Source organism: [Clostridium] celerecrescens 18A (assembly GCF_002797975.1).
Classification (GTDB): domain Bacteria; phylum Bacillota; class Clostridia; order Lachnospirales; family Lachnospiraceae; genus Lacrimispora; species Lacrimispora celerecrescens.
This window is the reverse complement of the sequence record NZ_PGET01000001.1, coordinates 2,264,549-2,290,120: the sequence shown is the minus strand read 5'-3', so window position 1 is coordinate 2,290,120 and position 25,572 is coordinate 2,264,549. Positions and strand designations below refer to the sequence as shown.

27 protein-coding genes and 1 pseudogene are annotated in these 25,572 nt (G+C 42.9%); 21 read left to right on the top strand and 7 right to left on the bottom strand.

Going from position 1 to position 25,572, the window contains the following annotated elements; genetic code table 11:
• Nucleotides 1–158 precede the first annotated feature (158 nt).
• Nucleotides 159–887, top strand: coding sequence for a YebC/PmpR family DNA-binding transcriptional regulator (locus H171_RS10625; RefSeq protein WP_100305119.1), 729 nt, complete (start codon nucleotides 159–161; stop codon nucleotides 885–887).
• A gap of 330 nt (nucleotides 888–1,217) precedes the next feature.
• Nucleotides 1,218–1,853 carry a GNAT family N-acetyltransferase gene (locus tag H171_RS10620; protein ID WP_100305118.1) on the top strand — a complete coding sequence of 212 codons (636 nt, stop codon included), beginning with the start codon at nucleotides 1,218–1,220 and terminating at the stop codon, nucleotides 1,851–1,853.
• 276 nt (nucleotides 1,854–2,129) lie between these two features.
• On the opposite strand, the gene H171_RS10615 is transcribed toward H171_RS10620, so the two are convergent.
• A complete protein-coding gene (locus H171_RS10615) occupies nucleotides 2,130–2,900 on the bottom strand; it encodes a GNAT family N-acetyltransferase (protein WP_100305117.1) in 771 nt (256 codons plus the stop codon).
• Between the two features lie 138 nt (nucleotides 2,901–3,038).
• On the opposite strand from H171_RS10615, the gene pepF reads away from it, so the two are divergent.
• Complete coding sequence (pepF, locus tag H171_RS10610) at nucleotides 3,039–4,823, top strand: oligoendopeptidase F (protein ID WP_100305116.1); 1,785 nt, start codon at nucleotides 3,039–3,041, stop codon at nucleotides 4,821–4,823.
• A gap of 34 nt (nucleotides 4,824–4,857) precedes the next feature.
• A complete protein-coding gene (locus H171_RS10605) occupies nucleotides 4,858–5,631 on the top strand; it encodes a nitroreductase family protein (protein ID WP_100305115.1) in 774 nt (257 codons plus the stop codon).
• A 74-nt stretch (nucleotides 5,632–5,705) separates the two neighbouring features.
• Here the strand turns inward: H171_RS10605 and H171_RS10600 are convergent, their stop codons facing one another.
• The 4 genes from H171_RS10600 to H171_RS10585 all read right to left on the bottom strand — a co-directional run bounded on the left by H171_RS10600 (nucleotide 5,706) and on the right by H171_RS10585 (nucleotide 7,967).
• Complete coding sequence (locus tag H171_RS10600) at nucleotides 5,706–6,119, bottom strand: Hsp20/alpha crystallin family protein (RefSeq protein ID WP_100305114.1); 414 nt, start codon at nucleotides 6,117–6,119, stop codon at nucleotides 5,706–5,708.
• A gap of 227 nt (nucleotides 6,120–6,346) precedes the next feature.
• Entirely contained in the window at nucleotides 6,347–6,838 is a 492-nt protein-coding gene (locus H171_RS10595; protein ID WP_100305113.1) for an LURP-one-related/scramblase family protein, read from the bottom strand.
• A gap of 2 nt (nucleotides 6,839–6,840) precedes the next feature.
• Nucleotides 6,841–7,404 (bottom strand): chromate transporter, encoded by a 564-nt coding sequence (locus H171_RS10590; RefSeq protein WP_100305112.1) that lies wholly within the window; start codon nucleotides 7,402–7,404, stop codon nucleotides 6,841–6,843.
• Complete coding sequence (locus tag H171_RS10585; protein ID WP_100305111.1) at nucleotides 7,401–7,967, bottom strand: chromate transporter; 567 nt, start codon at nucleotides 7,965–7,967, stop codon at nucleotides 7,401–7,403. The genes H171_RS10590 and H171_RS10585 overlap by 4 nt, the downstream gene beginning before the upstream one ends.
• Nucleotides 7,968–8,072: 105 nt before the next feature.
• On the opposite strand from H171_RS10585, the gene H171_RS10580 reads away from it, so the two are divergent.
• The 17 genes and pseudogenes from H171_RS10580 (at nucleotide 8,073) to purD (ending at nucleotide 23,641) form a co-directional block, all read left to right on the top strand.
• On the top strand, nucleotides 8,073–8,954 hold the full coding sequence (locus H171_RS10580; protein ID WP_100305110.1) for a LysR family transcriptional regulator: 882 nt from the start codon (nucleotides 8,073–8,075) through the stop codon (nucleotides 8,952–8,954).
• A 93-nt stretch (nucleotides 8,955–9,047) separates the two neighbouring features.
• Nucleotides 9,048–9,704: a YkgJ family cysteine cluster protein gene (locus H171_RS10575; protein WP_100305109.1), complete on the top strand. Its 657-nt coding sequence runs from the start codon at nucleotides 9,048–9,050 to the stop codon at nucleotides 9,702–9,704.
• Nucleotides 9,705–9,756: 52 nt separating this feature from the next.
• Nucleotides 9,757–10,674 carry an orotidine-5'-phosphate decarboxylase gene (gene pyrF, locus H171_RS10570; protein ID WP_100305108.1) on the top strand — a complete coding sequence of 306 codons (918 nt, stop codon included), beginning with the start codon at nucleotides 9,757–9,759 and terminating at the stop codon, nucleotides 10,672–10,674.
• Between the two features lie 9 nt (nucleotides 10,675–10,683).
• Nucleotides 10,684–11,460, top strand: a complete 777-nt coding sequence (locus H171_RS10565) for a dihydroorotate dehydrogenase electron transfer subunit (RefSeq protein ID WP_100305107.1) — start codon at nucleotides 10,684–10,686, stop codon at nucleotides 11,458–11,460.
• Nucleotides 11,461–12,363, top strand: a complete 903-nt coding sequence (locus tag H171_RS10560; protein WP_100305106.1) for a dihydroorotate dehydrogenase — start codon at nucleotides 11,461–11,463, stop codon at nucleotides 12,361–12,363.
• Nucleotides 12,364–13,430: 1,067 nt separating this feature from the next.
• A pseudogene (locus H171_RS10555) lies at nucleotides 13,431–13,580 on the top strand (site-specific integrase); the annotation flags it as partial.
• Nucleotides 13,581–13,634: 54 nt separating this feature from the next.
• Complete coding sequence (locus H171_RS10550) at nucleotides 13,635–13,943, top strand: hypothetical protein (protein ID WP_100305105.1); 309 nt, start codon at nucleotides 13,635–13,637, stop codon at nucleotides 13,941–13,943.
• Between the two features lie 41 nt (nucleotides 13,944–13,984).
• A complete protein-coding gene (gene pyrE, locus H171_RS10545) occupies nucleotides 13,985–14,662 on the top strand; it encodes an orotate phosphoribosyltransferase (RefSeq protein WP_100305104.1) in 678 nt (225 codons plus the stop codon).
• A gap of 20 nt (nucleotides 14,663–14,682) precedes the next feature.
• On the top strand, nucleotides 14,683–14,979 hold the full coding sequence (locus tag H171_RS10540; protein WP_100305103.1) for a hypothetical protein: 297 nt from the start codon (nucleotides 14,683–14,685) through the stop codon (nucleotides 14,977–14,979).
• Nucleotides 14,980–15,062: 83 nt separating this feature from the next.
• Entirely contained in the window at nucleotides 15,063–15,560 is a 498-nt protein-coding gene (locus tag H171_RS10535) for a VanZ family protein (protein WP_100305102.1), read from the top strand.
• Nucleotides 15,529–15,849, top strand: a complete 321-nt coding sequence (locus tag H171_RS10530; protein WP_100305101.1) for a calcium:proton exchanger — start codon at nucleotides 15,529–15,531, stop codon at nucleotides 15,847–15,849. The genes H171_RS10535 and H171_RS10530 overlap by 32 nt, the downstream gene beginning before the upstream one ends.
• A 5-nt stretch (nucleotides 15,850–15,854) precedes the next feature.
• The gene (locus H171_RS10525; RefSeq protein WP_207655183.1) at nucleotides 15,855–17,930 is read left to right on the top strand and encodes an aminopeptidase; all 2,076 of its coding nucleotides are present in this window, start codon (nucleotides 15,855–15,857) and stop codon (nucleotides 17,928–17,930) included.
• A gap of 215 nt (nucleotides 17,931–18,145) precedes the next feature.
• A complete protein-coding gene (locus tag H171_RS10520; protein WP_100305100.1) occupies nucleotides 18,146–19,963 on the top strand; it encodes a methyl-accepting chemotaxis protein in 1,818 nt (605 codons plus the stop codon).
• A 243-nt stretch (nucleotides 19,964–20,206) separates the two neighbouring features.
• On the top strand, nucleotides 20,207–20,725 hold the full coding sequence (gene purE, locus H171_RS10515) for a 5-(carboxyamino)imidazole ribonucleotide mutase (protein WP_100305099.1): 519 nt from the start codon (nucleotides 20,207–20,209) through the stop codon (nucleotides 20,723–20,725).
• 23 nt (nucleotides 20,726–20,748) lie between these two features.
• On the top strand, nucleotides 20,749–21,774 hold the full coding sequence (gene purM, locus H171_RS10510; protein WP_100305098.1) for a phosphoribosylformylglycinamidine cyclo-ligase: 1,026 nt from the start codon (nucleotides 20,749–20,751) through the stop codon (nucleotides 21,772–21,774).
• Entirely contained in the window at nucleotides 21,768–22,370 is a 603-nt protein-coding gene (gene purN, locus H171_RS10505) for a phosphoribosylglycinamide formyltransferase (RefSeq protein ID WP_100305097.1), read from the top strand. The genes purM and purN overlap by 7 nt, the downstream gene beginning before the upstream one ends.
• Entirely contained in the window at nucleotides 22,367–23,641 is a 1,275-nt protein-coding gene (purD, locus tag H171_RS10500) for a phosphoribosylamine--glycine ligase (RefSeq protein ID WP_100305096.1), read from the top strand. The genes purN and purD overlap by 4 nt, the downstream gene beginning before the upstream one ends.
• A gap of 118 nt (nucleotides 23,642–23,759) precedes the next feature.
• On the opposite strand, the gene H171_RS10495 is transcribed toward purD, so the two are convergent.
• Both H171_RS10495 and H171_RS24155 read right to left on the bottom strand, forming a co-directional pair.
• Nucleotides 23,760–24,629 carry a helix-turn-helix transcriptional regulator gene (locus tag H171_RS10495; RefSeq protein ID WP_100305095.1) on the bottom strand — a complete coding sequence of 290 codons (870 nt, stop codon included), beginning with the start codon at nucleotides 24,627–24,629 and terminating at the stop codon, nucleotides 23,760–23,762.
• Nucleotides 24,630–24,738: 109 nt separating this feature from the next.
• Nucleotides 24,739–25,191, bottom strand: a complete 453-nt coding sequence (locus H171_RS24155) for a pentapeptide repeat-containing protein (RefSeq protein WP_157803145.1) — start codon at nucleotides 25,189–25,191, stop codon at nucleotides 24,739–24,741.
• Nucleotides 25,192–25,572 lie beyond the last annotated feature (381 nt).

Here is a 25,572-nt window from a genome sequence, read left to right as displayed (position 1 = left end):
ACCGGCACAGCTGTCATTTGTTCTCAGGAAAAAGAGGGAATCGGCGGCTGTGCATTATTTTTCTTGCAAGATGAAAAAAATAGTGCTAAAATGGAAAAGATGTTGACTCATTAGAGATTATAAGGACGAAGTAGAGAAAGAAAAGGAGTGTTGGAACAATGTCAGGACATTCAAAGTTCGCGAATATTAAACACAAAAAAGAGAAAAACGATGCGGCTAAAGGCAAGATTTTTACTATCCTCGGAAGAGAATTGGCGGTAGCGGTGAAAGAAGGCGGACCAGACCCTGCAAACAATAGTAAACTCCGTGATATTATCGCAAAGGCAAAAGCCAATAATATGCCCAATGATACCATTGACCGCGGCATTAAAAAAGCAGCCGGCGATGCAGGCTCCGTTATTTATGAGACCATTACATACGAAGGATACGGCCCTAACGGGGTTGCGATCATCGTAGATACGCTGACAGACAACAAGAACCGGACAGCAGCAAATGTAAGAAACGCATTTACAAAAGGCGGCGGCAATGTGGGAACTCCTGGCTGCGTGTCATTTATGTTTGATAAAAAGGGCCAGATCATCATTGATAAGGAAGAATGTGAGATGGATCCGGATGAACTGATGATGGTTTCCCTGGATGCAGGAGCCGAAGATTTTTCGGAAGAAGAGGACAGCTTTGAAATAATTACCGCACCTGAGGAATTCAGCGCAGTGCGTGAGGCATTAGAGGCCGCAGGCATCCCCATGGTGGAAGCAGATGTTACCATGATTCCTCAGACATGGGTGGAACTGACAGATGAAGATTCCATTAAGAAGATGAACCGGATTATGGATCTTCTTGATGTGGAAGATGACGTACAGGCCACTTACCATAACTGGAGTGAATAACAGGATACAAAAAGAAAAAGTGAGGAAAAGCCCTGCAGCAGGCTTCCTCACTTTTTTTATCTTCGTCGATTTCCGTTAAATTCTTAACGGATTTTTCGATTTCTCCGACAAGTTCTAGGATCTTCTGTATAGCTCCGGTGTTTTTTTATGTCGATCATACTTTTTTTGCTGCTCTTTCTGTAGTAAAGTACTGTACAACTTTTACGTATTATATTATATAATATTGAGGGGAGAATTACAAACAATGAAACGAGCAAAAGAAGAAGAACAATAAAAGCACACCGTGAAAAATGGTACGGAGTTTAAAGCAAATGGAAGAGGTTTAAGATTATGGATAGCGACCGATTGTACCGGGTAAAAAAAGATGATGTTGAGAAATTAAAGGAACTGCTGACTGAATGCTTTGCCGGAGATCCGCTTTACTGCAGGTTGATCCCTGACGGGAAGACCAGGAGCCGTCTGCTCCCGGAATTATTTGAATGTGATATGGAGGAATTTTTAGAGACTTGCGAAATATATGCCGACAGTCCGGATATTAACGGGATCCTTGTGGTGGATGATGAATCCCAGCCTTATAATGCCTTTCATTACTATCTGGCAGAAGCAGCCGCCCTTTTAAAAACGGACGGCTATCTGATCAAGGAGGACCCTTCTTTAAAAACATTCTGGAATTTTTTCCAGGGCAGGGAGTATTTGAATTCCAGCTGGACGGACCGTCTTAACCAGGAGAAACGGCTTCACCTCATTTATCTGGCTGTAAGGCCTGCCATGCAGCATCATGGGATTTCCTCTCTATTGTTAAGGGAAGCCATTGACTACGCGGATAAAAATAAGCTCATGATTTCCCTGGAAACACATAATGTGAGCAATGTAAAATTTTATGAACATTTCGATTTTAAGGTTTTCTGTATTGTGGAAAAGCGATTTCGTTTAAAACAGTACTGCATGGTCCGGGATATAAAATAATTCTTCGCATTTATAATAGTGTATTGTATATATAATAATGGTTCGTTTATTAAGTGGTGGTTCGTATTTAAAGTGGTGGTTCGTATATAAAGGTTGTATCGTATATAAAGGTTGTATCGTTATAAAGGTTGTATCGCATATAAAGGTTGTATCGTATATAAAGGTTGTATCGTATATAATGGTTGTATCGTATATAGAGGTTGTATCGATACAAAGGTTGTATTGTATATAAAGTAGTATCGTATATTAAATAGCGTTTCGTATATATAATAATGTTTAGTAAATATAATAGGACAGGCTTTCTGTAATTTGGAAGCCTGCCTTTTTATATAAAGCCATGGCTGGACCGTTTTGGCCGGACACCTGAAGAGAAATCTTTTTAAGTTTTTCAGATCCGGGCTTTAAAAAGCAGGTTTCCAAAAGCAGAGAAAGACAGGAGCTGCCAAGCCCCAGGTTCCGTAAATTTTCAGTAATTTCAAACCCGTAAAAATAGGCTGCGGACTGTCCCCTTAAATCCAGATAACAGAAGCCCACAGGGCTGTCCTTTATCAGAAAGGTACAAAGGGAAGGTTCCTCTTCATTACCGCGGGTCATGGAGAGTGTAAGAGACTCAGAAAAACGACTGTGCTTTGCCAGCCCGGATTTCAAAAAATCAGAAGAAGAAAGCTCCATTATATGTTCCTGATACCAAAGATCGGCTCCTATGGCGTTAAGGGTCAGAACGGTTTCTTCACAGGTTTCCTCTGCAGGAAAAATAAGATCATTGTCTCCAGTCTCCTTCAACAGCTCTTCCAGAAGCATCATGAAATATCCGGACTGCCTGTTTGGCGGAAGGGTATAAGCGAAGCATTCATAGTCCCCGCTTTCATTAAAAAATGTACAAAGAGCGGATAAGAGGCTGTCTTCTTCGTATAATAAGAAAAAAATACATTCTTCTTCCATGGGAAATGTAAGAGAAATATGGTCATGCTTTCTGCAGGTTTCCTGCAGGCGGAGCAATTCATTGATTTGCGTTTGGCTGGGGGTTTTCGTTCGTATAATATTCATTTGGGACTCCTGGTTCGTTTTCGTATAGTATAATACAATAAAATGTATAAATTCAATCAAATATTTTCCATATTGCTGATTGTTTCTTTGAAATATGGGTGATAGAATAAACACAAATGAAGGAGTGGAGGGATTTAATTGAAAAAGAGAGAAGAAATACCGGTTTGCGATACCTGGAACCTGGCGGATATTCTGCCTTCTGAGAGTGCATGGGAGGATCTGTTCCGTGAAACAGAACGCTCGCTTTCGGGTTATAAAAGATATGAAGGACATCTGGCAGATTCAGGCGAGATGCTTTTTTCCTGTCTGAAGTTTGATGAGGAGATATCCCTAAAGATTGAAACATTATTTGTATACGGAAAGCAGAAATCAGATGAGGATACAGGCAATGCCAGATATCAGGAATTTTCCTCAAAGGCCAGGTCTCTTTCTTATGAGGCAGCAGGACTGTCATCATTTTTGATACCGGAAATCCTGGAAATGACGGAGGAAACCCTAGATCATTACCGGAAGAATACGACCGAGCTTTCTCGCTATGACAGAACTCTGGAAATTATTTTAAAGAAGAAAGCCCATACGTTGTCAGCTCCTATGGAAGCCTTACTGGCAAAGTCCATGGAAGCCACCTCCGCCCCTTCGGAAATCTTTAATATGTTTAATAATGCGGACGTGAAGTTTCCTGAAATTATGGATGAAAAGAATCAGCCAGTCAGAATCACCCATGGAAATTATGTTGCCCTTATGGAAAAGCAGGACAGAAGGGTAAGAAAATCTGCGTTTGAGGCCCTGTATAGCGTCTATGGACAGTTTGGTAACACTCTGGCTGCTACTTTTTCTTCCAATGTGAAGCAGGCCGCTTTTTACGCTAAGGCAAGAAATTATCCATCTGCCAGAGCACATTCCCTTGGGGAGAATGAAATTCCGGAGGAAGTGTATGACAATCTCTTAAATGCGGTTCATGAGGGCCTGTCCTGTCTCCATGGATATGTATCCGTAAGAAAGAAGGCCCTTGGAGTGGATGAGCTGCATATGTATGATCTATATGTGCCCATGGTATCAAGGGAAGAACGTAAATATACTTTTGAGGAAGCCAAGGCTATGGTGTTAGAAGGCCTTAAGCCACTGGGGGAAGAGTATTTGTCTCTTTTAAAAGAAGGCTTTAATAACCGGTGGATCGATGTATATGAGAATGAAGGAAAGCGGAGCGGCGCTTATTCCTGGGGGGTTTACGGGATTCATCCCTATGTATTGTTAAACTTTAACGGAACGCTTGACAGTGTCTTTACTCTGGCTCATGAGATGGGGCATGCCCTCCACAGCTGGTTTTCCGATAAGAACCAGTCTTATATAGATGCGGGATACAAGATCTTTGTCGCGGAGGTGGCATCTACCTGTAACGAAGCGTTGCTCATCCGGCATTTATTGGAAACCACGTCAGATAAAAAGGAACGGGCTTACCTTGTGAACCATTTTATGGACAGTTTCCGGGGGACTCTTTACCGGCAGGCCATGTTTGCAGAGTTTGAAGCAGAGACCCATCGCCGTGCAGGGGAAGGAGAGGTGCTTACTGCTGAGGTTCTTTGCAGAATATACCATCGGCTTAATGAGGAGTATTTTGGCCCGGACATGGTGGTTGACCAGGAAATCGATTATGAATGGTCCAGGATTCCGCATTTTTACACACCATTTTACGTATACCAGTATGCCACAGGGTTTTCGGCTGCCATTGCCATCAGCAGCAGGATTCTTAAGGGAGATGAGAAGACGGTCAAGGGATATTATGAATTTCTAAGCGGCGGAAATTCTATGACTCCTATAGACTTGTTGAAGCTCTGCGGCGTTGACATGGGGACAGCAGAACCGGTAAAGGATGCACTACAGGTGTTTGCCGGGCTTTTGGAGGAAATGAGCCGGCTTATTTAAGTCTGGTTGTTGGATAGAGGAGAGGGGAGCAGGTATGAATCTGTATCAGATGATATTTAAAAGAAGATCGATCAGGAAGTTTAAGAAGGAACAAGTCCCGGAGCAGCTGCTCAAGGACATCCTTTATTTTGGGGATAATATACCAAGGCTGCACGGGGATATTCAGATTAAGCTGGAAATAAGTGAAAATATGGAAGAGCATCTGCCTGTTAAGGGATTGTGGAAGGTAGAGGCACCTTATTATCTGGTATTATACTCTGAGGAGAAGGAAGGGTACCTGGCAAATGCAGGATATGTGCTGGAGCATATTCTGTTATATATGACCGGAAAAGGATTAGGCACCTGTTATCTTGGGAGTACCAAGATTCCGGAGCCAGGGCCGGCAGGAAAGAAGCAGGTGATCGTAGTTGCATTTGGCTATCCGAAAACCCTGCTTTACCGGGACCCTGCAACGGCAAAACGGCTACCTTTAAAGGAGTTATGCGTGTTTAAGGAAGAAGCCGGAGAATCCATGAAAAATATTTTAAAGGCTGTCCGCCTCGCTCCGTCGGCCATGAATACCCAGCCCTGGCGCTTTATCGTTTATCATGACAAAATCTATGTATTTTCCTGCAGGGAATTCCTGCCTTCATCTTCTCTTGTATCCATGCGGGAGATCAGCACCGGGATTATGCTTTCTCATTTAACCATTGCTGCGGAAGAGATGTGGATAAATGTGAAACTGGAAGCAGAGGAAGCCATGGAGAAAAAGTCTTATAAAAGCGGGGCATATGTAACTACGGCATTTTTGAAAGAGTATAAATGCTGATAAAATCGTTCGACTGGTACAGAAAGTAAGGGAAGGTCCTCCATATGGGGCCTTCCCTTTTTATCTATATTAGTTTACTCAATGGTGATATAGTGGTTTTCTTCGATCTGTTTTGGAGCTTCTTTCGGAACGACAAGCTTCAAGATGCCGTTTTCAAAAGATGCCTTAATATCATCTTGTTTCAGGCCGGAGCCTACATAAAAGCTTCTCTTCACAGAGCCGTTGTAACGTTCCCTGCGGATATAGTTTTTCTGGTCCTTCTCCTCGGTTTCGGAAACTGTGTCAGCGCATATGGTCAGATATCCTTCTTTTAATTCGGCCCGCACATCCTCTTTTTTATAGCCTGGAAGCTCGATATCAATGACATAATCGTTTCCGTTGTCCTCAATGTCGGTTTTCATCAGGGACTGTCTGTTGTGATATGCATCCGTAAAAAACGGATCATTGAAAAATTCATCAAATAAGCTGTTTCTTCTTGTTAATAACATAAAAGGTTCCTCCTTTTGAAAATTTATATGTCACCGGTTTTCCGATGCATTGCTATTTGTTATACATGTAATATAACACACATTGTCAGCACTGTCAACAGGTGAGTGCTAATACAATTGTGAAAAATTTGTGAACCGATGTATTTACGGTTTCATAAATATAACACTTTGATCGTTAACCCAAATGATATGAAGAACAACATTCATATTTCCGCGCTTATAAGCATTTATACAATCTCTATGTCATCATCATGAAGCATATAAATTCCCAATATAAAAACAACACAACATAGCTCCGTTGATATATGATAGGAATCAGTTATAAGCTGTTTCCGCAAAGACAACATGTGGGTCATCTTTCCTGCTTCAATACCATTTAGGAATATAGTGAAATCTCTCTGTTCATTCTGTACTATAACAATATCACCGGTGCCCAACACTGATTTTTCTGCCATGGGCGGCCTGAACAGACCCTTCTGTGCGGTATTTCCATACTCAACCTGAGCATATAGGAACCGGCATTCAGATTGGAAGCCGTCTTTCCCCTTGATCTCAATTCTTTTCCCGCATTTTTTTACAGTATATAAAACCTTTCCGCCTGTATCAAGAAATTCCATTTTTGCACCTTTAAAATAGCTTTGTCTCCATTCTCCAATGATACTGTTGTTCTCATCGTAAACAATATAGTTTCCAAGTTTCCTTCTGACAATCAGCTTCATATTCATCCTCCTATCAAAGAAGCAGTAACCTTCATGACACCAGCCAGTATCATGACCCAGATCGGGTTCATTTTAAATTTCTGCAGTAAGATTATGCATAAACCAAATATAACAATTAAACTCCACCGGGTACTTGAAAAATTTACAGATAAATTGCTGCCCCAGAAAGCAGATTGCAAGATTGATATCCCGGCAGCCGCTACCATAGCCACAACAGCGGGACGCAAGGAATTTAAAACTCTCTGAAGTACAGTCATTTCTCTGTATTTTAAATAGTATTTTGCAATTAGCGTAATCATAATGCAGGAAGGAAGAATACAACCTGCAGTCGCAGCCATTGCCCCGGGAATCCCCGCTATTTTAATTCCCACAAAGGTTGCCGAGTTCACGGCTATGGGACCTGGCGTCATTTGGGATATGGTAATCAAATCCGTAAATTCAGTCATGCTTAACCATTTATGATGTGCTACGATCTGACTTTGAATCAACGGCATGGCAGCATAACCGCCTCCAAAACTAAATGCTCCTATTTGGAGAAAACTCAAAAAAAGCTGTAAGTAAATCATTTTTTCCTTCCCTCCATTTCAAACCACGTCCGGAGAATTCCTATTAAGATGCACACAAGCACCACATAGACTACGTTCACATTTAAAAGGAAAGTAGCTATAAATGCTCCGATCATAATCAAATTTGAACTTTTACTATGTCCCTGTACAATACCCCGCGCCATTTCATAGACCACAGAGGCAATCACGGCCCCGACTCCAGCCTGCATTCCTTCAAGCATCAGGCTGATCACTGCATTGTCTCTAAATGCTGTGTAAAAAGCAGAAATAGCCGAAATGGCAACAAATGGCGGAATAATGGTAGCAATGATTGCCGTTATGGTGCCCGCGGTTCCAGCCAGCTTATAACCGATCACAACAGCACCGTTTACAGCAATGGCACCTGGGGCTGACTGGGCAATTGCAATTAAGTCCAGCATTTCATCATTTTCGATCCAATGGTATTCATCCACAAACTTTTTCTTCATCAAAGTGACGATCACGTACCCGCCGCCAAAAGTAAAGGCACTTAAGTACAAGGTGGATTTAAATAGTTGTAATAAAATATTTTTTTTTGTTTTCATGTTTCGCCTCCTTACATTTAGTATATTCACCATTGATTGTTAAGTAAAATAGTATTATTCTATTAAATATATAATAATTTCATTATGAATTGAAAGGATAAGATCATGACCCTCCGGCACATTCAAATTTTTGTCTCTGTATATCAAAACGGAGGCATTACAAAAGCATCGGCTGCATTGCATCTGGCGCAGCCATCCGTAAGCCTTGCAATCAAGGAAATTGAAGAATACTATGGCATCCGCTTATTTGAACGGATCGGAAGACGTATCCTGCCGACAGAATGCGGAAGCGAATTTTACAGTTATGCGATTCATATCGTTTCACAATTTGATGAAATGGAAAAGAAAATCCGTAATTGGGAAACTCTCGGCACTTTAAGGATTGGGGCAAGCATAACCATTGGCACGCATGTTTTACCCGGTATCATAAAGGAAATGCAGCTGATATTTCCAGATCTTACAATCGAAGCAGTTATCAAGAACTCGACTGCCATTGAGCAGCATATTCTTGATAATGGTGTGGATATCGGCTTGATAGAAACAGTTCCAGAGCAGGAGAATATGGTTTATGATCCATTCATGGAAGATTTTTTGTGTGCGATTGTATCTCCTTCCCACCCTTTGAGCAAAAGAGACCACATTACGCTTACTGAAATTGCGGATTATGATTTGCTGATGAGGGAAAAAGGAAGTGCAGGCCGCGAGATATTAGAGGGCTACTTTTCCATGGAACAATTATCAGTACATCCACTGTGGGAAAGCACCAGCACACAGGCCATTGTAAAGGGAGTTTCTTCAGGCATTGGAGTTGCCGTCCTGCCATATCTTCTCGTAGCAAAAGACATAGCCGAAGGCATTATTAAACAGGTACCAATAAATCCACGCTTAAAAAGAAACTTTAATATTATTTATCATCGCAGTAAATATCTGACTTCAACGATGAACGTTTTCATGGATCTCTGTAAAACGCATGGCAGGGAAGCTTAATTTTCGCTGCCATATGAATCCCCCATTGAATGTACGGGCAGGAGATGATAGAATAACCATGTTTGCTAAAAAGAAAGTTGAGGAAAACTATTCATGAAACGGGAAATTGATTGGAAAGAAATCTCAGATGGAAAATTATATAGCTTAAACGATATGGTAAAGGCGGATTGCGGAGACTGCAAAGGCTGCTCGGCATGCTGCCAGGGGATGGGGCAGTCGGTTACCCTGGATCCCCTTGACTGTTTCCGGCTGACGGAAAATCTTAATTGTACTCTGGAGGAACTGCTGGCAGAGAAGCTGGAGCTTCACGTGGTGGATGGAATCGTGCTTCCAAACTTAAGAATGAGCGGAAACGAGGAAAGGTGCGGCTTTTTAAACCAGGAAGGGCGATGCGGGATTCATAGCTACCGGCCGGGGATCTGCCGCCTGTTCCCCTTAGGGCGGATCTATGATGAGCAGGGATTTCAGTATTTTCTCCAGGTACATGAGTGCAGGAAAGAAAACAGGGCAAAGGTCAAGGTGCGCAAATGGATTGATACCCCGGATGTAAAACGGTATGAAAAGTTTGTATCTGACTGGCATTTCTTTTTAAAGCGGCTGGAAAGAAAGCTGGAAGAAGATGGGGATCAGACCTTGGCAAATAAAATCAGCATGTATGTATTAAAGCAGTTTTATCTGATGCCTTATGACCGGGACCAGGATTTTTTCGATCAGTTTGGCAAAAGGCTTGAAGCCAGTTCTTTCTTATGATAGAATTGGTAAGAATAAAAAAATCAGGGAAAAGAGATCCAAGGAGGAAGCTATGATCAGGCAGTTAATAGACAAAATTCAGAAAACAAAAGCCCCAATCTGCGTAGGTTTGGACCCCATGTTAAACTATATACCAGAGCATGTTATAAAAAAGGCATTTGAAGAATTCGGTGAAACCTTAGAAGGCGCTGCGGAAGCTATTTGGCAGTTCAATAAAGAAATTGTTGATCATGTTTATGATCTGATCCCATCCGTTAAGCCACAGATTGCCATGTACGAGCAGTTTGGCATCGAAGGCTTGAAAGCGTATACAAAGACTGTTAACTATTGCCAGGAAAAGGGGCTTTTCGTCATTGGAGATGCTAAGAGAGGAGATATTGGTTCCACATCAGCCGCTTATGCTACAGCACATATCGGTCAGGTGAAGGTTGGAAACAAAAGCTTTTCTGCTTTCGGTACAGATTTCCTTACGGTCAATCCATATTTGGGGACCGATGGCGTTAAGCCCTTTGTGGATGTGTGCAAGGAAGAAGACAAAGGCCTTTTTGTTCTGGTGAAAACCTCTAACCCTTCCAGCGGGGAATTCCAGGATCAGCTGATTGATGGAAGGCCGCTGTATGAGCTGGTTGCAGAAAAGGTTGTGGAATGGGGAGCAGACTGTATGGATGGCGCTTACAGCAATGTGGGAGCTGTTGTTGGGGCCACCTATCCGGAGATGAGCAGGATTCTCCGTAAACTGATGCCAAACACCTATTTCCTGGTTCCGGGATACGGCGCTCAGGGAGGAACGGCAGAGGATTTAAAGCCATGCTTTAACGAGGACGGCCTGGGAGCTATTGTAAACTCCTCCAGAGGAATTATTGCAGCCTATAAATCTGAAAGCTACGCCCGGTTTGGCGAAGAGCATTTCGGTGAAGCCTCCAGACAGGCAGTTATTGACATGGTCACCGATATCAACAGGGTATTATAGGGGGATCGCATGGCAAAGGTAAAAGAAATCGCAGTGGTTGCCAGCCAGACACGGTTGGGAGACGATGTATACAGCATGTGGATTAAGACAAAGGATATCACTGCCCAGGCAGAGCCGGGACAATTTGTTGACCTATATACAAAGGATGGAGCAAAGCTTTTGCCCCGCCCCATCAGCATTTGCGAGACAGATAAGGACAAGGGTCTTTTAAGGCTGGTGTACCGGGTAGTGGGGGGAGGAACGGAAGAGTTCTCCCATTACAAGGAAGGAGATTCCATTGAGGTCCTGGGACCTTTGGGCAATGGATTTCCCCTGGATGCCGGCGCAAAAGGAAAAAAGGCATTTTTAATCGGCGGCGGCATCGGAATTCCACCTATGCTTGAACTGGCAAAACATTTGCCTTGTGAGAAACAGGTGGTACTTGGATACCGGGATGACCTGTTTTTAAATGAAGAATTTTGCCCATATGGGGACACTTATATTGCAACAGAGGACGGAAGCGCCGGAACGAAAGGCAATGTTTTAGATGCAATCCGGGAACTGGGCTTAAAAGGCGATGTGATCTTTGCCTGCGGTCCCACCCCCATGCTGAAGGCTCTTAAGGCTTATGCTCTAGATAATGAAATAGAATGTTATCTTTCCCTGGAGGAAAAGATGGCCTGCGGAATTGGGGCATGTCTTGCCTGCGTATGCAAAAGCAAGTCAGTGGACGAGCATTCCATGGTTCACAATAAGCGTATCTGCAAGGATGGTCCGGTATTTAAGGCTGAGGAGGTAGAATTTTAGATGAATACGAAAGTGAATCTGGCCGGAGTGGAGCTCAAGAATCCGGTTATGACTGCTTCCGGTACCTTTGGTTCCGGTGAGGAATACAGCGAGATGATCGATTTAAATCATTTGGGGGCTGTGGTTACAAAAGGCGTGGCCAATGTGCCCTGGCCAGGTAATCCCACACCTAGAATCGCGGAAACCTACGGAGGCATGATCAATGCCATCGGCCTTCAGAATCCGGGAATGGAAGTTTTTATAAAGAGAGATATTCCGTTTTTAAAGAAGTATGATACGAAAATCATTGTCAATGTATGCGGAAAGACAACAGAGGATTATATCGAAGTTGTGGAGCGGTTGGCGGATGAGCCGGTGGATATGCTGGAAATCAACATCTCCTGCCCGAATGTGAAAGAGGGAGGAATCGCTTTTGGCCAGGATCCCAAAGCGGTAGAGGCCATAACAAGGGAAGTTAAAAAATATGCAAAGCAGCCCGTTATCATGAAGCTGAGCCCCAATGTAACGGACATAGGAGTAATGGCAAGGGCAGCAGAGGCCGGAGGAGCAGATGTGCTGTCCCTTATTAACACCTTAACCGGTATGAAAATTGATATTAACCGCCGTACCTTTGCAGTCGCCAATAAAACAGGAGGCTTATCTGGTCCGGCAATAAAGCCCATTGCGGTACGCATGGTATATCAGGTGGCCAATGCAGTGAAGCTCCCCATTATCGGTATGGGTGGGATCATGAATGCCGAGGATGCCATAGAATTCATTCTTGCAGGAGCTACGGCTGTTTCCGTTGGAACGGCCAATTTCCGGAATCCTTATGCAGCGGAAGAAGTAGCCAGGGGCATAGAGGATTATATGAAGAAATATGACGTAGAGGATATCAGGGATCTGATAGGAGCTGTACGTTAACAGAATCATTTTAAATAAAGCTGCTACAAGTTATTTTATATGTAGTATATTGTTTAATAAAGACGGTATAGATCCAGGTGGTGGAAGGACAAATAATGCGTGGATTATCCGGACGTTCTCATATTTAGAAATTGTATTAAAACAGACTCATTTACTGCTTGAAACGTCATGCCATAACTTCTTCAACTTACTGCTTTTGAGCCGTAAATGGGCTGCAAAACGCTTTAAATTGCAAGTGAAATACCATAATAAAATGCCAGGAGTTTAAGTGCTCCTGGCCTATTTTTACCATTATAATGCTTTACCTTTCCCAATAATAACTGCTGCCATTGTTACAATACAGTATAGACCGTCCACCTTTGTTGAAAAATCTATATGTTTTCATATCTGAAAGGCCGTCTGTTTCCATAATGAACGGACGTACTCGCTATTCTCCGTGATAATTGAATAGACTTTACACTATGGTTAGAAACAAATCGTAATATTGCGTTAATTGCTGAAGGTCATCTGGATTTTAATGTAATTGCATAAATAGTCGTATATCATGAAAGAGTGTAAAGATCATTGAACTATTAAGGGTCTGCATTCTTTTTTGTTTTGCGTTGAGTATCGGTACTGTCCTCATTTCAAAATTTTTCTATGTAGATACATAACCTAGCTAAAACGTCGAGGTCATTTAACGAATAAATAAATCGGACGTTTTAAATCGTATTGATAATTATATAACATTACTTTTTAAAACTTCTAATATAAATTTTTACTATAACGATGATAACAATAATTAGAAACGTATAATTTATTAGTATATAAATGATGATCAGAAATATGTCTAAATAAATTATTTGTCTATTTTTACCATTAAACATATAACTTTGATAACAGCGAGAATTTATCTATAAAATTAATAGAAGTAAAGGAGCTGTTGAATGACCCATAAGGGCATGTTGGGTAAATGGTTACTAAATTATAATGATTGTTAATTGAAAATACGTATTGAGTATGGTAAAATTAGGGACGAATGTTCTAGCCGTAATTCTTTCCCCGAATTTACACAGGAAGGAGGACTATTGGGTAAATCACTTAAAGGGAAAGGGCTTGGAAAAGGTATATCTCAAAGGAAGGATGTACTTTATCAGGCCAGGTTTGTTAATAGATTTGGCAAAAAGCAAACAATTTATGGTAAAACATACACTGAAATATTCCAAAAACTACGTTCATAGCAGTATGAAGACGAATTATAAGTCAATGCCCTCAATAAGGAATGGTAGACGTTGATAAAAAACAAGGCTGTTAATGTACAGCACACACTATGTTATTTTTGTAAAGATGGGGAATACTTATTTGAGACGCGCGATACCAAGACAAATAATGGAGTATCATTTCTCAGATGTTGTCATGGCGTTAAAGAGGCAGAAAGCGCAGAAGCAGGATATTTTTTGATGGAAAAAACGCTAGATGGTTATGAAAATCTTATCTTTGTTACGAATAACAATCAGCCTACACAATTGTTTCTTGTCAAAGAATGTATAGGTGTAATTATTAAAAATATTTGGGTTGTAAAGCAAGTTCAATACATATAGAAGAGATTGATAAGTACATAAAATAAGGAGAAAATGACAATATGGAACAGTATAAGCAGGAATTTATTGAATTCATGGTAGACAGCAATGTCCTTAAATTTGGCGATTTTACATTGAAAAGCGGTAGAAAATCCCCGTTTTTTATGAATGCAGGTTCTTATGTGACAGGAGCACAGCTTAAAAAACTGGGTGAATACTATGCAAAGGCCATCCACGATAATTTTGGGGATGATTTTGATGTTCTGTTTGGGCCGGCTTATAAGGGAATCCCCTTAAGTGTTACCACTGCCATCGCTTTTCACGAGTTGTATGGTAAGGAAATTAAGTATTGCTCAAACAGAAAAGAGGAAAAGGACCACGGCGGTGATGCAGGGATCCTCCTCGGAAGCCCCATAAAGGATGGAGACCGGGTGGTAATCATTGAGGATGTAACTACTTCCGGAAAATCCATTGAGGAGACCTTCCCTATCATAAAGGCTCAGGGAAATGTAGAGATTTTAGGACTTATGGTTTCCTTAAACCGCATGGAAAAGGGAAAAGGGGACAAGGGAGCATTGGATGAGATCCATGAAAAGTATGGATTTAAGGCCGCCGCCATCGTTTCCATGGCAGAAGTCATTGAATATCTGCATAACAGGGAGTATAATGGAAAAGTTATTATTGATGATGGTATAAAAGAGGCCATTGACGCTTATTATGAAGTCTATGGCATAAAATAATCCCCTTCAGGGATAACTTTATGCCCAGAGAACATGGGCAGGAGAGAGGAAACACCCTGCGGGTATACCTTTATGCCCAGAGAACATGGGCAGGAGAGAAGAAACACCCTGCGGGTATACCTTTATGCCCAGAGAACATGGGCAGGAGAGAGGAAAGGAGACTTGATATGGAAAGAGTTTATAAAACGATGAGAAATATTGGAGCTTTAAGTATTGGTGTTGGAATTGTAGTGACAGTTATCGGAATTGCCGCCGGGACCATATCAATTATAAACGGAGCGTTCTTGTTAAAGAGAAAATCTGAAATTACATTTTAACTGTTATTATAGGAGAGGATGCTGGTGGAAAGGTGTGGCTTTAAGCAGCCTCTCTCTTTTTTCCGCATATAGATGGAGCTGTTATGATTAGAAATGCGACAAAACGGCAGAAGATGGGTTGGGTAATTTTTATATTTTACCTGATCTTTTTGGCATACTTTTTATTTTTTTCCGATTATTTCGGCAGGGGGAGCCATGCTCAGCAGGAATATGCATACAACTTAACCCCGTTTAAGGAAATACGGCGTTTTATTATTTACCGCCATGTGGTCGGAATGAGGTCCTTTCTGCTTAACATTGTGGGAAACATTGTGGGCTTTATGCCCTGTGGTTTCTTTCTTCCGATCATCAGCCGCAGAAGTCGCTGCTGGTTTAATGCGACGTTGTTAAGCTTTCTGTTCAGCTTATGCATTGAGACCATCCAGCTTGTTTTCAAGGTGGGCTGCTTTGATGTAGATGACATGATACTGAATACGCTGGGAGGTATCCTGGGATACATCCTTTATAAAATCGTACAGTATACAAGAGTAAGAATAAGGAGGAAAAAGCGTGCAAAAGCAGAAAAAAGTGTCCTACATTAGGAAATCCTTTGCAAAGAGAAGCTTTCTATGCCTGGGACTTGCGGTTGGGGCACTTGTACTTGGAATTATTGGAATCATCAGCTCTGTAATGGCGGAAGGCCAGGCGCAGCTTAATGTAGCGGCTGTTTGCTTCTGCAGTCTGTTGATTTCATTTTTTTCAATTGGTTATGGTGTTTTTTCTTTCTTTGAAAGGGAAAAAAAATACATACTGTCTAAAGTAGGAATGGGGATCAGTCTGAGCCTTATCATTCTTTGGGCAGTTCTTATCATTATAGGAATAAAGGGGTAAGGATTATGGATTATCAAATGATGTTTCAGCAGGAAAATGAGAATATTAAAGAGCGCTTTGAACTGTCTATGGAGCGGATCAGTCAGATGGTATCGGAACAAACCGTGCCGGAACCGTATCGTGATTATTTTGCCAGGACAGCAGCCTTTATCACCATGATGGGGGAGTATCTCCGGTTCATTGAGTCTGGAGACCAGAAAGCAGCTCCGGTGGAAGTTTTAGGAGAATGGAACCAGAAGCTTTACCAGGATATTTTACCCGGCCATTATGAGGTGAGCTATGCAGACCCGGCATATGCAGTATCAAAGCTGGGAGAGGGCTATGGCCAGCTTCTTTCATATCTGTATAAAGAGATCCGTGGAGACATTGTCTTTGTTCACGAGTGGAGGCTTACGGATCTAACCATATTAAATGAAACGCTTATTGAAATTTACAATATATTTGAGGAGGAAATCCCTGAGGTTTCCCGAATAAAGGAAGTGATCTACTGGTTTGTCAGCGATTATACGGATCATACGGTTACGTTCCGGGTCAGAGAAGGACTTGACCCGACGCTTTCCTTTGCAACGGATATCATCCGGGATAATGACTTAAATGATCTTCGGTATTTGTATTACTTTGGTGAGTATATTTCCGATTCAGAATTAAAAACCGCAGAGTTCTTAAATTCCCTGCCAGAGGAAACGGTACGCCTTATGGCGGATACCTACACAGAAGGGTACCGCAAAGGCTTTGAGGTTATGGGTAGGGATTTAAAGAAAAAGGGAGCGGTCCAGATTCGCTATGAGCTTGGCTTTGAACGTATGGTGAAGTATGCCATGGAGAATTTTGAAAAACTTGGACTTCAAGTGATCCTTTGCCGTGCGGCTGTCTGGACAGTCAATACTAATGCCGGCCGGAAGAACGGTTACTACAGCACATCTCCCAACAGGCAGTATGTTTACGATCATCGGTACGACGATGCCCTATTTCTGAATAAAGCGTTTAAAGACCGGAAAGCGGCTGTTTTGAAGGTGGCTTATGAAACCTACAAAGAACAGGCAGCAGCCTTTGCCGGTCCAGCGGTAATGGAAACCTTTGGAAAGGAAGGCTTTGAACCGGTAAATAAGCCGGAAGCCAACCACCTGGATTCCAGACAGGAAAAGCTTTCAGCGGAAATGTCTAATGAAACCTCAAGAATTCTCAACCAATACGTACCAGGAGATGAGACAAGCTTTACGATTATCGCTTTCCCGGTACCGGAAATCGGAGAAGACTTTGAGAAGATCTTTGAAGAGACCATTACCATCAACACCCTTGATTACGAAAAATATAAGGCAATCCAGCAGGCGGTTATCGATGTTCTTGATGAGGCTGAATATGTGGAGGTTACGGGAAAAGGTAACAACAAGACCCACCTGAAAGTAGCCCTTCGCCCGTTAAAAGACAGGGATAAGGAAACAAAATTTGAAAATTGTGTGGCTGATGTGAACATTCCCCTTGGAGAGGTGTTTACGTCCCCAAGACTAACAGGAACGGAAGGAACTTTGGCAGTCAGTACGGTATATATTACGGATTTCCAGTTTAAAGACCTAGTCATGACCTTTGAAAATGGTATGATAAAGGACTATTCCTGCAGCAATTTTGAGGATCAGGAGGAAGGAAAAGCACTTGTAAAGCAGGTAATCTTAAAGAACCACGATACCCTTCCCATGGGAGAATTTGCAATAGGAACCAATACCACGGCTTATGCCATGGCCCGTAAGTTTGGAATTCTCGATAAACTGCCCATCCTCATTGTGGAAAAGATGGGCCCCCACTTTGCAGTTGGTGACACCTGTTACAGCTGGGCGGAGGACAGTCCTGTTTACAATCCTAATGGGAAGGAGATCATCGCCAGAGATAATGAGATTTCCATTCTCAGGAAAGAAGATGTATCAAAGGCCTATTTCAGCTGCCATACGGATATTACCATACCTTATGCGGAACTGGATAGGATCGAGGCTGTCACGGCTTCCGGAAAAAGGATTATAATTATTGATGACGGCAGATTCGTATTAAAGGGCACCGAGGAATTAAATATTCCATTGGCAGGTCTCTAATTGTTTAAAATAACTAAAAATATTGAAATATTTAACAAATTTTATTTAAAAAGCTTATAAAATAAAAGAACATGCCGATAAGATATACAAAGGTTTAAGGTTGAAAGAAAAACTTCTTTCAACCTTGAGTTTATGAATCGGCGGAATATGAAATCTTATCGCCTTGATTCATTCGTATACAAAAATAGGATAGATAAAGTGAATGGAGGACAAAGGTGAAGAATTTAAAGATTGGTAAAAGAATTGGACTTGCTTTTGGAGCTATCCTCGTGCTGTTCTTATTAGTTTCCACAATCTCCGTGATAGGCTTAAGGCAAAATAACGGTAAGTTTGTAGATTTTTTTAAAAACGGACACCAGATCGATGTGCAGACACTTGAGATGAGAGGTGATATTCAGTCCGCGGCTAAAAATGTAGGATATGCAACCATGAGCCTTGATTTAAAGACTACAGGGGAATATATTGATGCTGCGGAGGCGGATCTGGAAACGTTCCGTGACAAGATTCAATTTTTGAGGGAAAATTATCAGGGGGATCAGTCCCTGGTGGACGGCATCGAAAATACCTTAAATGAGGCTCAGCCTTTCAAGGATCAGGTATTTGGTCTTGCAAGGGAAAATAAAACCAGACAGGCAGCGGATATATTCTTTGAATCGTTAAACCCTTATTTCATAAAGGTTCAGGAGGATCTGGTAAAGATCAGTGATGTTACCGAGGAGAACGCCGATGGCAATTATAATACCGCCCAGCAAATGGCGGGAATCACTCAGCTTGTAGTGGTCGCTTTACAGTTCATTGCTGTATTAGTTACTTTGGGCTTTTCGATTTTTACAACTAGAAGCATTGTATCGCCGGTCAAAGAGATCGAGAAGGCGGCATCGGAAATGTCAAAGGGAAGCCTTCATATTCAGTTGAATTACAAGTCAAAGGATGAACTGGGCGTTCTGGCCGACAGCATGCGGGCCACCATTTCCAATATTGGAAACATGATTGACGATATCAGCAGCTTGCTCACATCATTGGCAATCGGTGATTTCCGGGTCAGCTCCAAGCACCAGGAACAATATGTCCAGGATTATGAGCCTATTCTTATGGCCATGCACGGAATCAGGAATAATTTGAGCGAAGCCCTTTTCCGCATTAACCAATCGGCTGATCTGGTAGCCAATGGTTCGGAGCAGGTATCCTCCGGTGCCCAGGCATTGTCCCAGGGATCAACGGAACAGGCTTCTTCCATTCAGGAGCTTGCGGCTGCTATAAGCGATATATCAAATCAGATAAATGTCAATGCCCAAAATGCAAAAGACGCCCGTTCTACATCAGAGGAATCAACCAGGAATGTGGAAAAGAGCAGTGAGAAAATGTCAGAAATGAACCAGGCAATGATGAAGATCAGTGATAAGTCCAATGAAATCGGAAAGATTATAAAGACCATTGAGGATATCGCATTCCAGACCAACATCCTGGCATTGAATGCGGCCGTTGAAGCCGCACGTGCCGGCGAAGCCGGAAAAGGCTTTGCAGTTGTGGCGGATGAAGTACGTAACCTGGCAAGCAAATCTGGAGAAGCAGCAAAGAACACCACGCTTCTCATTGGAGAAAGCATGCAGGCCGTGGAAAACGGAACCAAGATTACTGCAGAGACAGCGAAGGCAATGCAGGCAGTCGTGGAAGGAAGCAGGCGCATTAACGCAATTATTGGAGAGATTGCATTGGCCTCTGACAAGCAGGCGGTGGCAGTTGATCAGGTGGCACAGGGAATTGACCAGATTTCCTGCGTAGTTCAGACGAACTCCGCCACAGCGGAGCAAAGTGCTGCAGCAAGTGAAGAACTGTCAGGCCAGGCCCAGATTATGAAGGGACTTGTTGAGGGCTTTGACCTTTATGAGGGCGAGGAGGAAACAGTGAAATCCTCAAAGTCCAGAGATTCCCGGCCAGAAAAGCCGGTTTATGGGGAAGCTCATGAGGACCCGGTTCTTAATATTGATCCGGTTTATTTTGAAGAACCCTCATTTGGAGGCGGAAAGTATTAACCATACATAGTCAGGCGGGAGGCCGGAGAGAGTAAGATATCTTTCCGGTTCTCCCGCCATTCTTGTACACCCCGTGAGCGATGGCAAAATTTTTAGAAAACCATTGACGAAGCAGAAAAAAACTTGTATTATAATTAATAAGTAAAGATAAAATAATAAGCTTTAATTATTAATTTATCTAATAAGCTGTATTACTGTTAATAATGAATACTTACATCAAACAAAATAAAAGGAGAATTTACTATGGCAAAAGTATCGATTGTTATGGGAAGTGATTCTGATATGCCTGTTATGGCTCAGGCTGCAGATGTTTTGAAAAAATTGGGAGTGGAGTTCGAGATGACGGTGATCTCCGCCCACAGGGAACCGGATATATTTTTCGAATATGCGAAAACGGCAGAAGCAAGAGGCGTAAAGGTAATAATCGCCGGCGCAGGCAAGGCGGCTCATCTCCCGGGAATGTGTGCGGCCCTGTTCCCAATGCCGGTGATCGGCATTCCCATGAAGACTTCGGACCTTGGCGGAGTGGATTCTCTTTATTCCATCGTCCAGATGCCTTCCGGAGTTCCGGTTGCCACCGTTGCAATTGGCGGAGGAACCAACGCTGGAATCCTTGCTGCCAAGGTTTTAGCGGTCAGTGATGAGGAGCTTTTAGGAAAGCTTAAAGAGTACTCGGAAAACTTAAAAAACGAGGTGGCAGAAAAAGCCGAGAAATTAGATCAGATCGGTTATCAGGAATATTTATCCCAGATGAAGAAGTAAGAAAATCGGAGGCGAGGAGAAAAATGGATTATAAGAATGCAGGAGTGGACATTGAAGCCGGATATAAATCGGTTGAATTAATGAAAAAGCATGTGCAGGAAACCATGAGACCTGAGGTTCTTGGAGGACTCGGGGGATTTTCCGGGGCATTTTCCATGTCAGCCTTTAAAAACATGGAGAAGCCGACCCTGGTATCAGGAACCGACGGGGTAGGCACAAAGCTGAAGCTTGCATTTTTAATGGACAGGCACGATACCGTTGGAATCGACTGTGTGGCCATGTGTGTCAATGATATTGCCTGTGCAGGCGGAGAGCCTTTGTTCTTCCTTGATTATATTGCATGCGGCAGGAATTACCCGGAAAAAATAGCAGAGATCGTCAGCGGAGTTGCAAACGGATGTAAACAGGCCAATGCTGCTTTGATCGGCGGTGAGACCGCGGAGATGCCGGGGTTCTATCCTGAGGAAGAATACGATCTGGCCGGTTTTGCCGTAGGTGTGGTGGATGAGAAGGATCTTATTACCGGGGCTGATGTAAAAGAGGGGGATGTGCTCATTGGAATAGCCTCTTCCGGCATTCACAGCAATGGCTTTTCTCTGGTACGCAAGGTGTTTGACATGACAAAAGAAAGCCTGGATACTTATTATGAAGAACTGGGAAAAACTCTTGGCGAAGCGCTGATCACTCCAACCAAAATTTATGTTAATACATTAAAAAGCGTAAAAGACAGCGGGGCAGTGATCAAAGCCTGCAGCCATATCACCGGAGGCGGTTTTTATGAAAACATTCCCCGTATGCTACCTGAGGGCATTCGGGCAGTGGTTGAAAAGAGCAGCTATCAGGTACCTGCCATTTTTGGCCTGCTGGCGGATAAAGGCGGTATAGAGGAAGAGATCATGTACAATACCTATAATATGGGAATTGGAATGATTCTCGCAGTGGACCCGGCGGATGTTGATACTGCCTTGGAAGCAATCCGAGGAGCTGGTGAGGTTCCCTACGTGATCGGCCATACGGAAAAAGGAGAGAAGGGCGTGACCTTATGCTGAAAATCGGTATATTGGTTTCCGGCGGGGGAACCAACCTTCAGGCAGTCTTAGATGCAATAGATTGTGGAAGGATCACCAATGCAGAGGTAACGGTGGTCATCAGCAATAACCAGAACGCATATGCCCTGGAACGGGCCAGAAATCATGGAATTGAGGCTTTTTGCATATCTCCTGTGGATTTTCAGGATAGGGATGGTTTTTATGAAGCGCTTCTTTCAAAGATTGACCGGTACTGCCTTGATCTGATCGTTCTAGCCGGATATCTGGTTGCGATTCCGGTATCCATGATACAAAAGTACAGGAACCGGATTATCAACGTTCATCCGTCCCTTATCCCGTCTTTCTGCGGAAAAGGATATTATGGGCTTAAGGTTCATGAAGCTGCTCTGGCCCGGGGGGTGAAGGTTACGGGAGCAACGGTCCACTATGTAGATGAGGGGATGGATACTGGACCGATTCTTTTGCAGAAGGCAGTTGAGGTCCGGGAAGGAGATACGCCGGAGACTTTGCAGCGGCGTGTCATGGAAGAGGCAGAGTGGCTGATCCTTCCCCAGGCCATACAGATGATTGCAAACGGACAGGAGGAATCGGAATGAAGGTTTTGATCATAGGCGGAGGCGGGCGTGAGCATTCCATTGCATGGAAAATATCCAAAAGCCCTAAGGTTGATAAAATATATTGCGCCCCTGGAAACGCAGGAATTGCAGAGATTGCAGAATGCGTGGATATAGGAGTCATGGATTTTGACAAGCAGGTTGCATTTGCCAGGGAAAAGGGAATCGATCTGACCGTCATAGGACCGGATGATCCTCTGGTTGCAGGAGCAGTGGACGCATTTGAGGCAGCAAGCCTAAGGGTGTTCGGCCCGCAAAAACGTGCAGCTTTGCTGGAAGGGTCAAAGTCATTTTCCAAGGATTTAATGAAAAAGTATGGAATTCCCACAGCGGCATATGAAGTCTTTGATTCTCCGGAAGAGGCATTAAGCTATGTGAAAACAGCCCCAATGCCTATTGTGTTAAAGGCTGACGGTCTGGCTTTGGGAAAGGGAGTCCTGATCTGCGGCACAAGAGAAGAGGCGGAACACGGGGTAGAGGATTTAATGCTTGATAAGCGGTTTGGCTCAGCAGGAGACCGGATCGTGGTGGAAGAGTTTATGACGGGCCGGGAAGTGTCGGTGCTTTCCTTTGTAGATGGAAAGACTGTTAAAATCATGACTTCCGCCCAGGACCATAAGCGGGCAAAAGACGGAGACCAGGGTCTTAATACAGGGGGAATGGGAACTTTTTCTCCAAGTCCGTTTTATACGGAAGAAGTGGATCAGTTTTGCAGGCGGTATATATATCAGGCGACTGTGGATGCCATGAAGGCAGAAGACCGGGAATTTAAGGGAATTATATTCTTCGGACTGATGCTGACGGAAAAAGGCCCCAGAGTATTGGAATACAATGCCAGGTTTGGTGACCCGGAGACACAGGTGGTGCTTCCGCGGATGAAGAATGACATTGTAGAGATTTTTGAGGCCTGCATTGAAGGAACTCTGGATCAGATAGATCTGCAGTTTGAAGATAATGCGGCGGTCTGCGTGGTATTGGCGTCAGATGGGTATCCGGAGAAGTATGAAAAGGGGTATCCCATTGCCGGACTGGAAGCATTTAAGGGACAGGAGAAATATTTTGCCTTTCATGCAGGAAGCAAGTTTGACGGCAGAGGAACAGTGGTGACCAATGGCGGAAGAGTGCTGGGAGTGACAGCAATCGGAGCGGATTTAAGGGAAGCCAGAGAAAATGCCTATCAGGCGGCGGAATGGGTATCTTTTGAAAATAAGTATATGAGGCGGGATATTGGTAAAGGAATTGATCAGGCTTAAAAAGAGGCGGAAAGTTAAGAGTATCTGGGCGGGAACACTGCCGCTATATAACTGAACGATTCTCAGCTTATGACAAAAAGCACAAGACGGCTTATTTAAGCCATCTTGTGCTTCTTTGTCATTTAATTGGCAGAAGTTCAATGTAACCTCTTGTGCCGATAGGCTCAAGCTGGATGCGAGGGTTTGATGAATCCCACTGTGCGTCAATGACAGCTGGATCGTATTTACTGATTGCTGTCTGCACATCTTCAATGGCCTTACAGTAATCCTCCTCAGCAAAGGGCTCTCCTTTAAACATCAGATATTTTGCGGCAGGAAGCGCAATAACATCAAATCCATCAGGAACAACTCCATTATAATTCACAGGCATTTCGACTCCCTGCACATACTCCGAGGTACCGGGAGCAATTAATTTTGCGGGCAGCCACATACAAACCGGTTCACCGCTCATGGATTTGATACTTTGCAAAAGCCCCCACACATCACAGCCAACCTCCTCACAATAAGCAAAATAGTCGGCAGCCTTCAAACCTCTTTTGATAAGCACCTTACGTTCCGGTTTTTCGATAACCTGCACAAATACACTTTTTACAGTTTCCATCTGTTTCTCCTTTCTGAGTGTTCGATATTTGACTCCATAAGGCGTGAAAAGATAGAGCGGAATAGGGCTTCTCGCATACTCCCTTGGATTGCACCCAAACTCACGGAAGAACGCCCGCTGATAGCCGTCCACGCTGCCAAATCCAAGTTCCAAAGCAGTATCTATAATTTTACAGGATTCATCCCGAAGCTTGATTGCTGACTTTGAGAGCCGCAGGCGCCGGATATAATCGGCTGGCGTCATGCTGGTATGCTGCAAGAACAGTCGATAGGAATACCACGGCGAATAATAGGAAACGCTTGATAAAGCAGTCAGTGTGATACTTTCTGACAGATGCTCCGCAATATAATCCTGCATCCGCTGGACAGCCTCGATTTTTTCTTCCATCTTTTCACCACCTTATGCTCCTTATCTTACATTGACTGAGAGAGAAACTTCTCGACTATTTTTGCTATCTGATATAAGTTTACCGCATAACCATGCCGGAATAACCGGCTCATTTTTCCCACGTTGCCGGACGTGTTAAATTTATGGGGATTTTTGTATTTGAATTTCCGAGTGCGGAATTAATCTGCATTTGTGTTAAAAAGATGCTTTTACTCAAATCTGCATTTTTTATGTTTGCGTCCCGGAGGTCAGCGCCTAAAAAGTTCGTATTCCATAAGCTGCATCCGGATAAGTTTGCAGCGATCATTAATGACATACTGAAATTCTTTCTGTCAAGATTTGCTTTCTTAAAATTTTTTCCCAAATAGATTAAACCGTGAAATTGACTTGATGTATCATTTGCTGAAATATCGGAGCTTATCTGTTTCAATACCTTGTTCACGTTTAATCTGTATTCTGAGAGATCCAGCATTGCAATATGATCCATGGGCTGCTGTAGCATTTGTTCATTTTCGGAGATAAGCAAATCAATCGTTGATTTTAGAAGTTCATCTGATGTCAAAGTATATGCCTCGACCAGGTACCATAGCATCTGGTGTAACTGGTATACGATCATAAATATCTGAAAAAGTTTATCTTTCTGTTCTGAATCTGCGTTCCATGTTCCATCTGATAAATATCGTTGCGTCGTTCTTTGTCCCGCTCCGAAACAGTCATAGGCCAAACAACCTTTGTAATTTTTGTCAGCTAGTCTGGAGTGGATTTTGCAGCAAAAATCTGAATCCAGATATTTGCATGGTATACCTGCATCCTTATTGGCAGGAAAACCATCCGTTTTTGTGCAGTACAAAGCAACACAGCATAAGCCGCTGCATTTTTTACAATCAATTTTCAGCTTTCTTATCAAATCGTCATATTTACTATCTTCTATATCTTTCGTCAC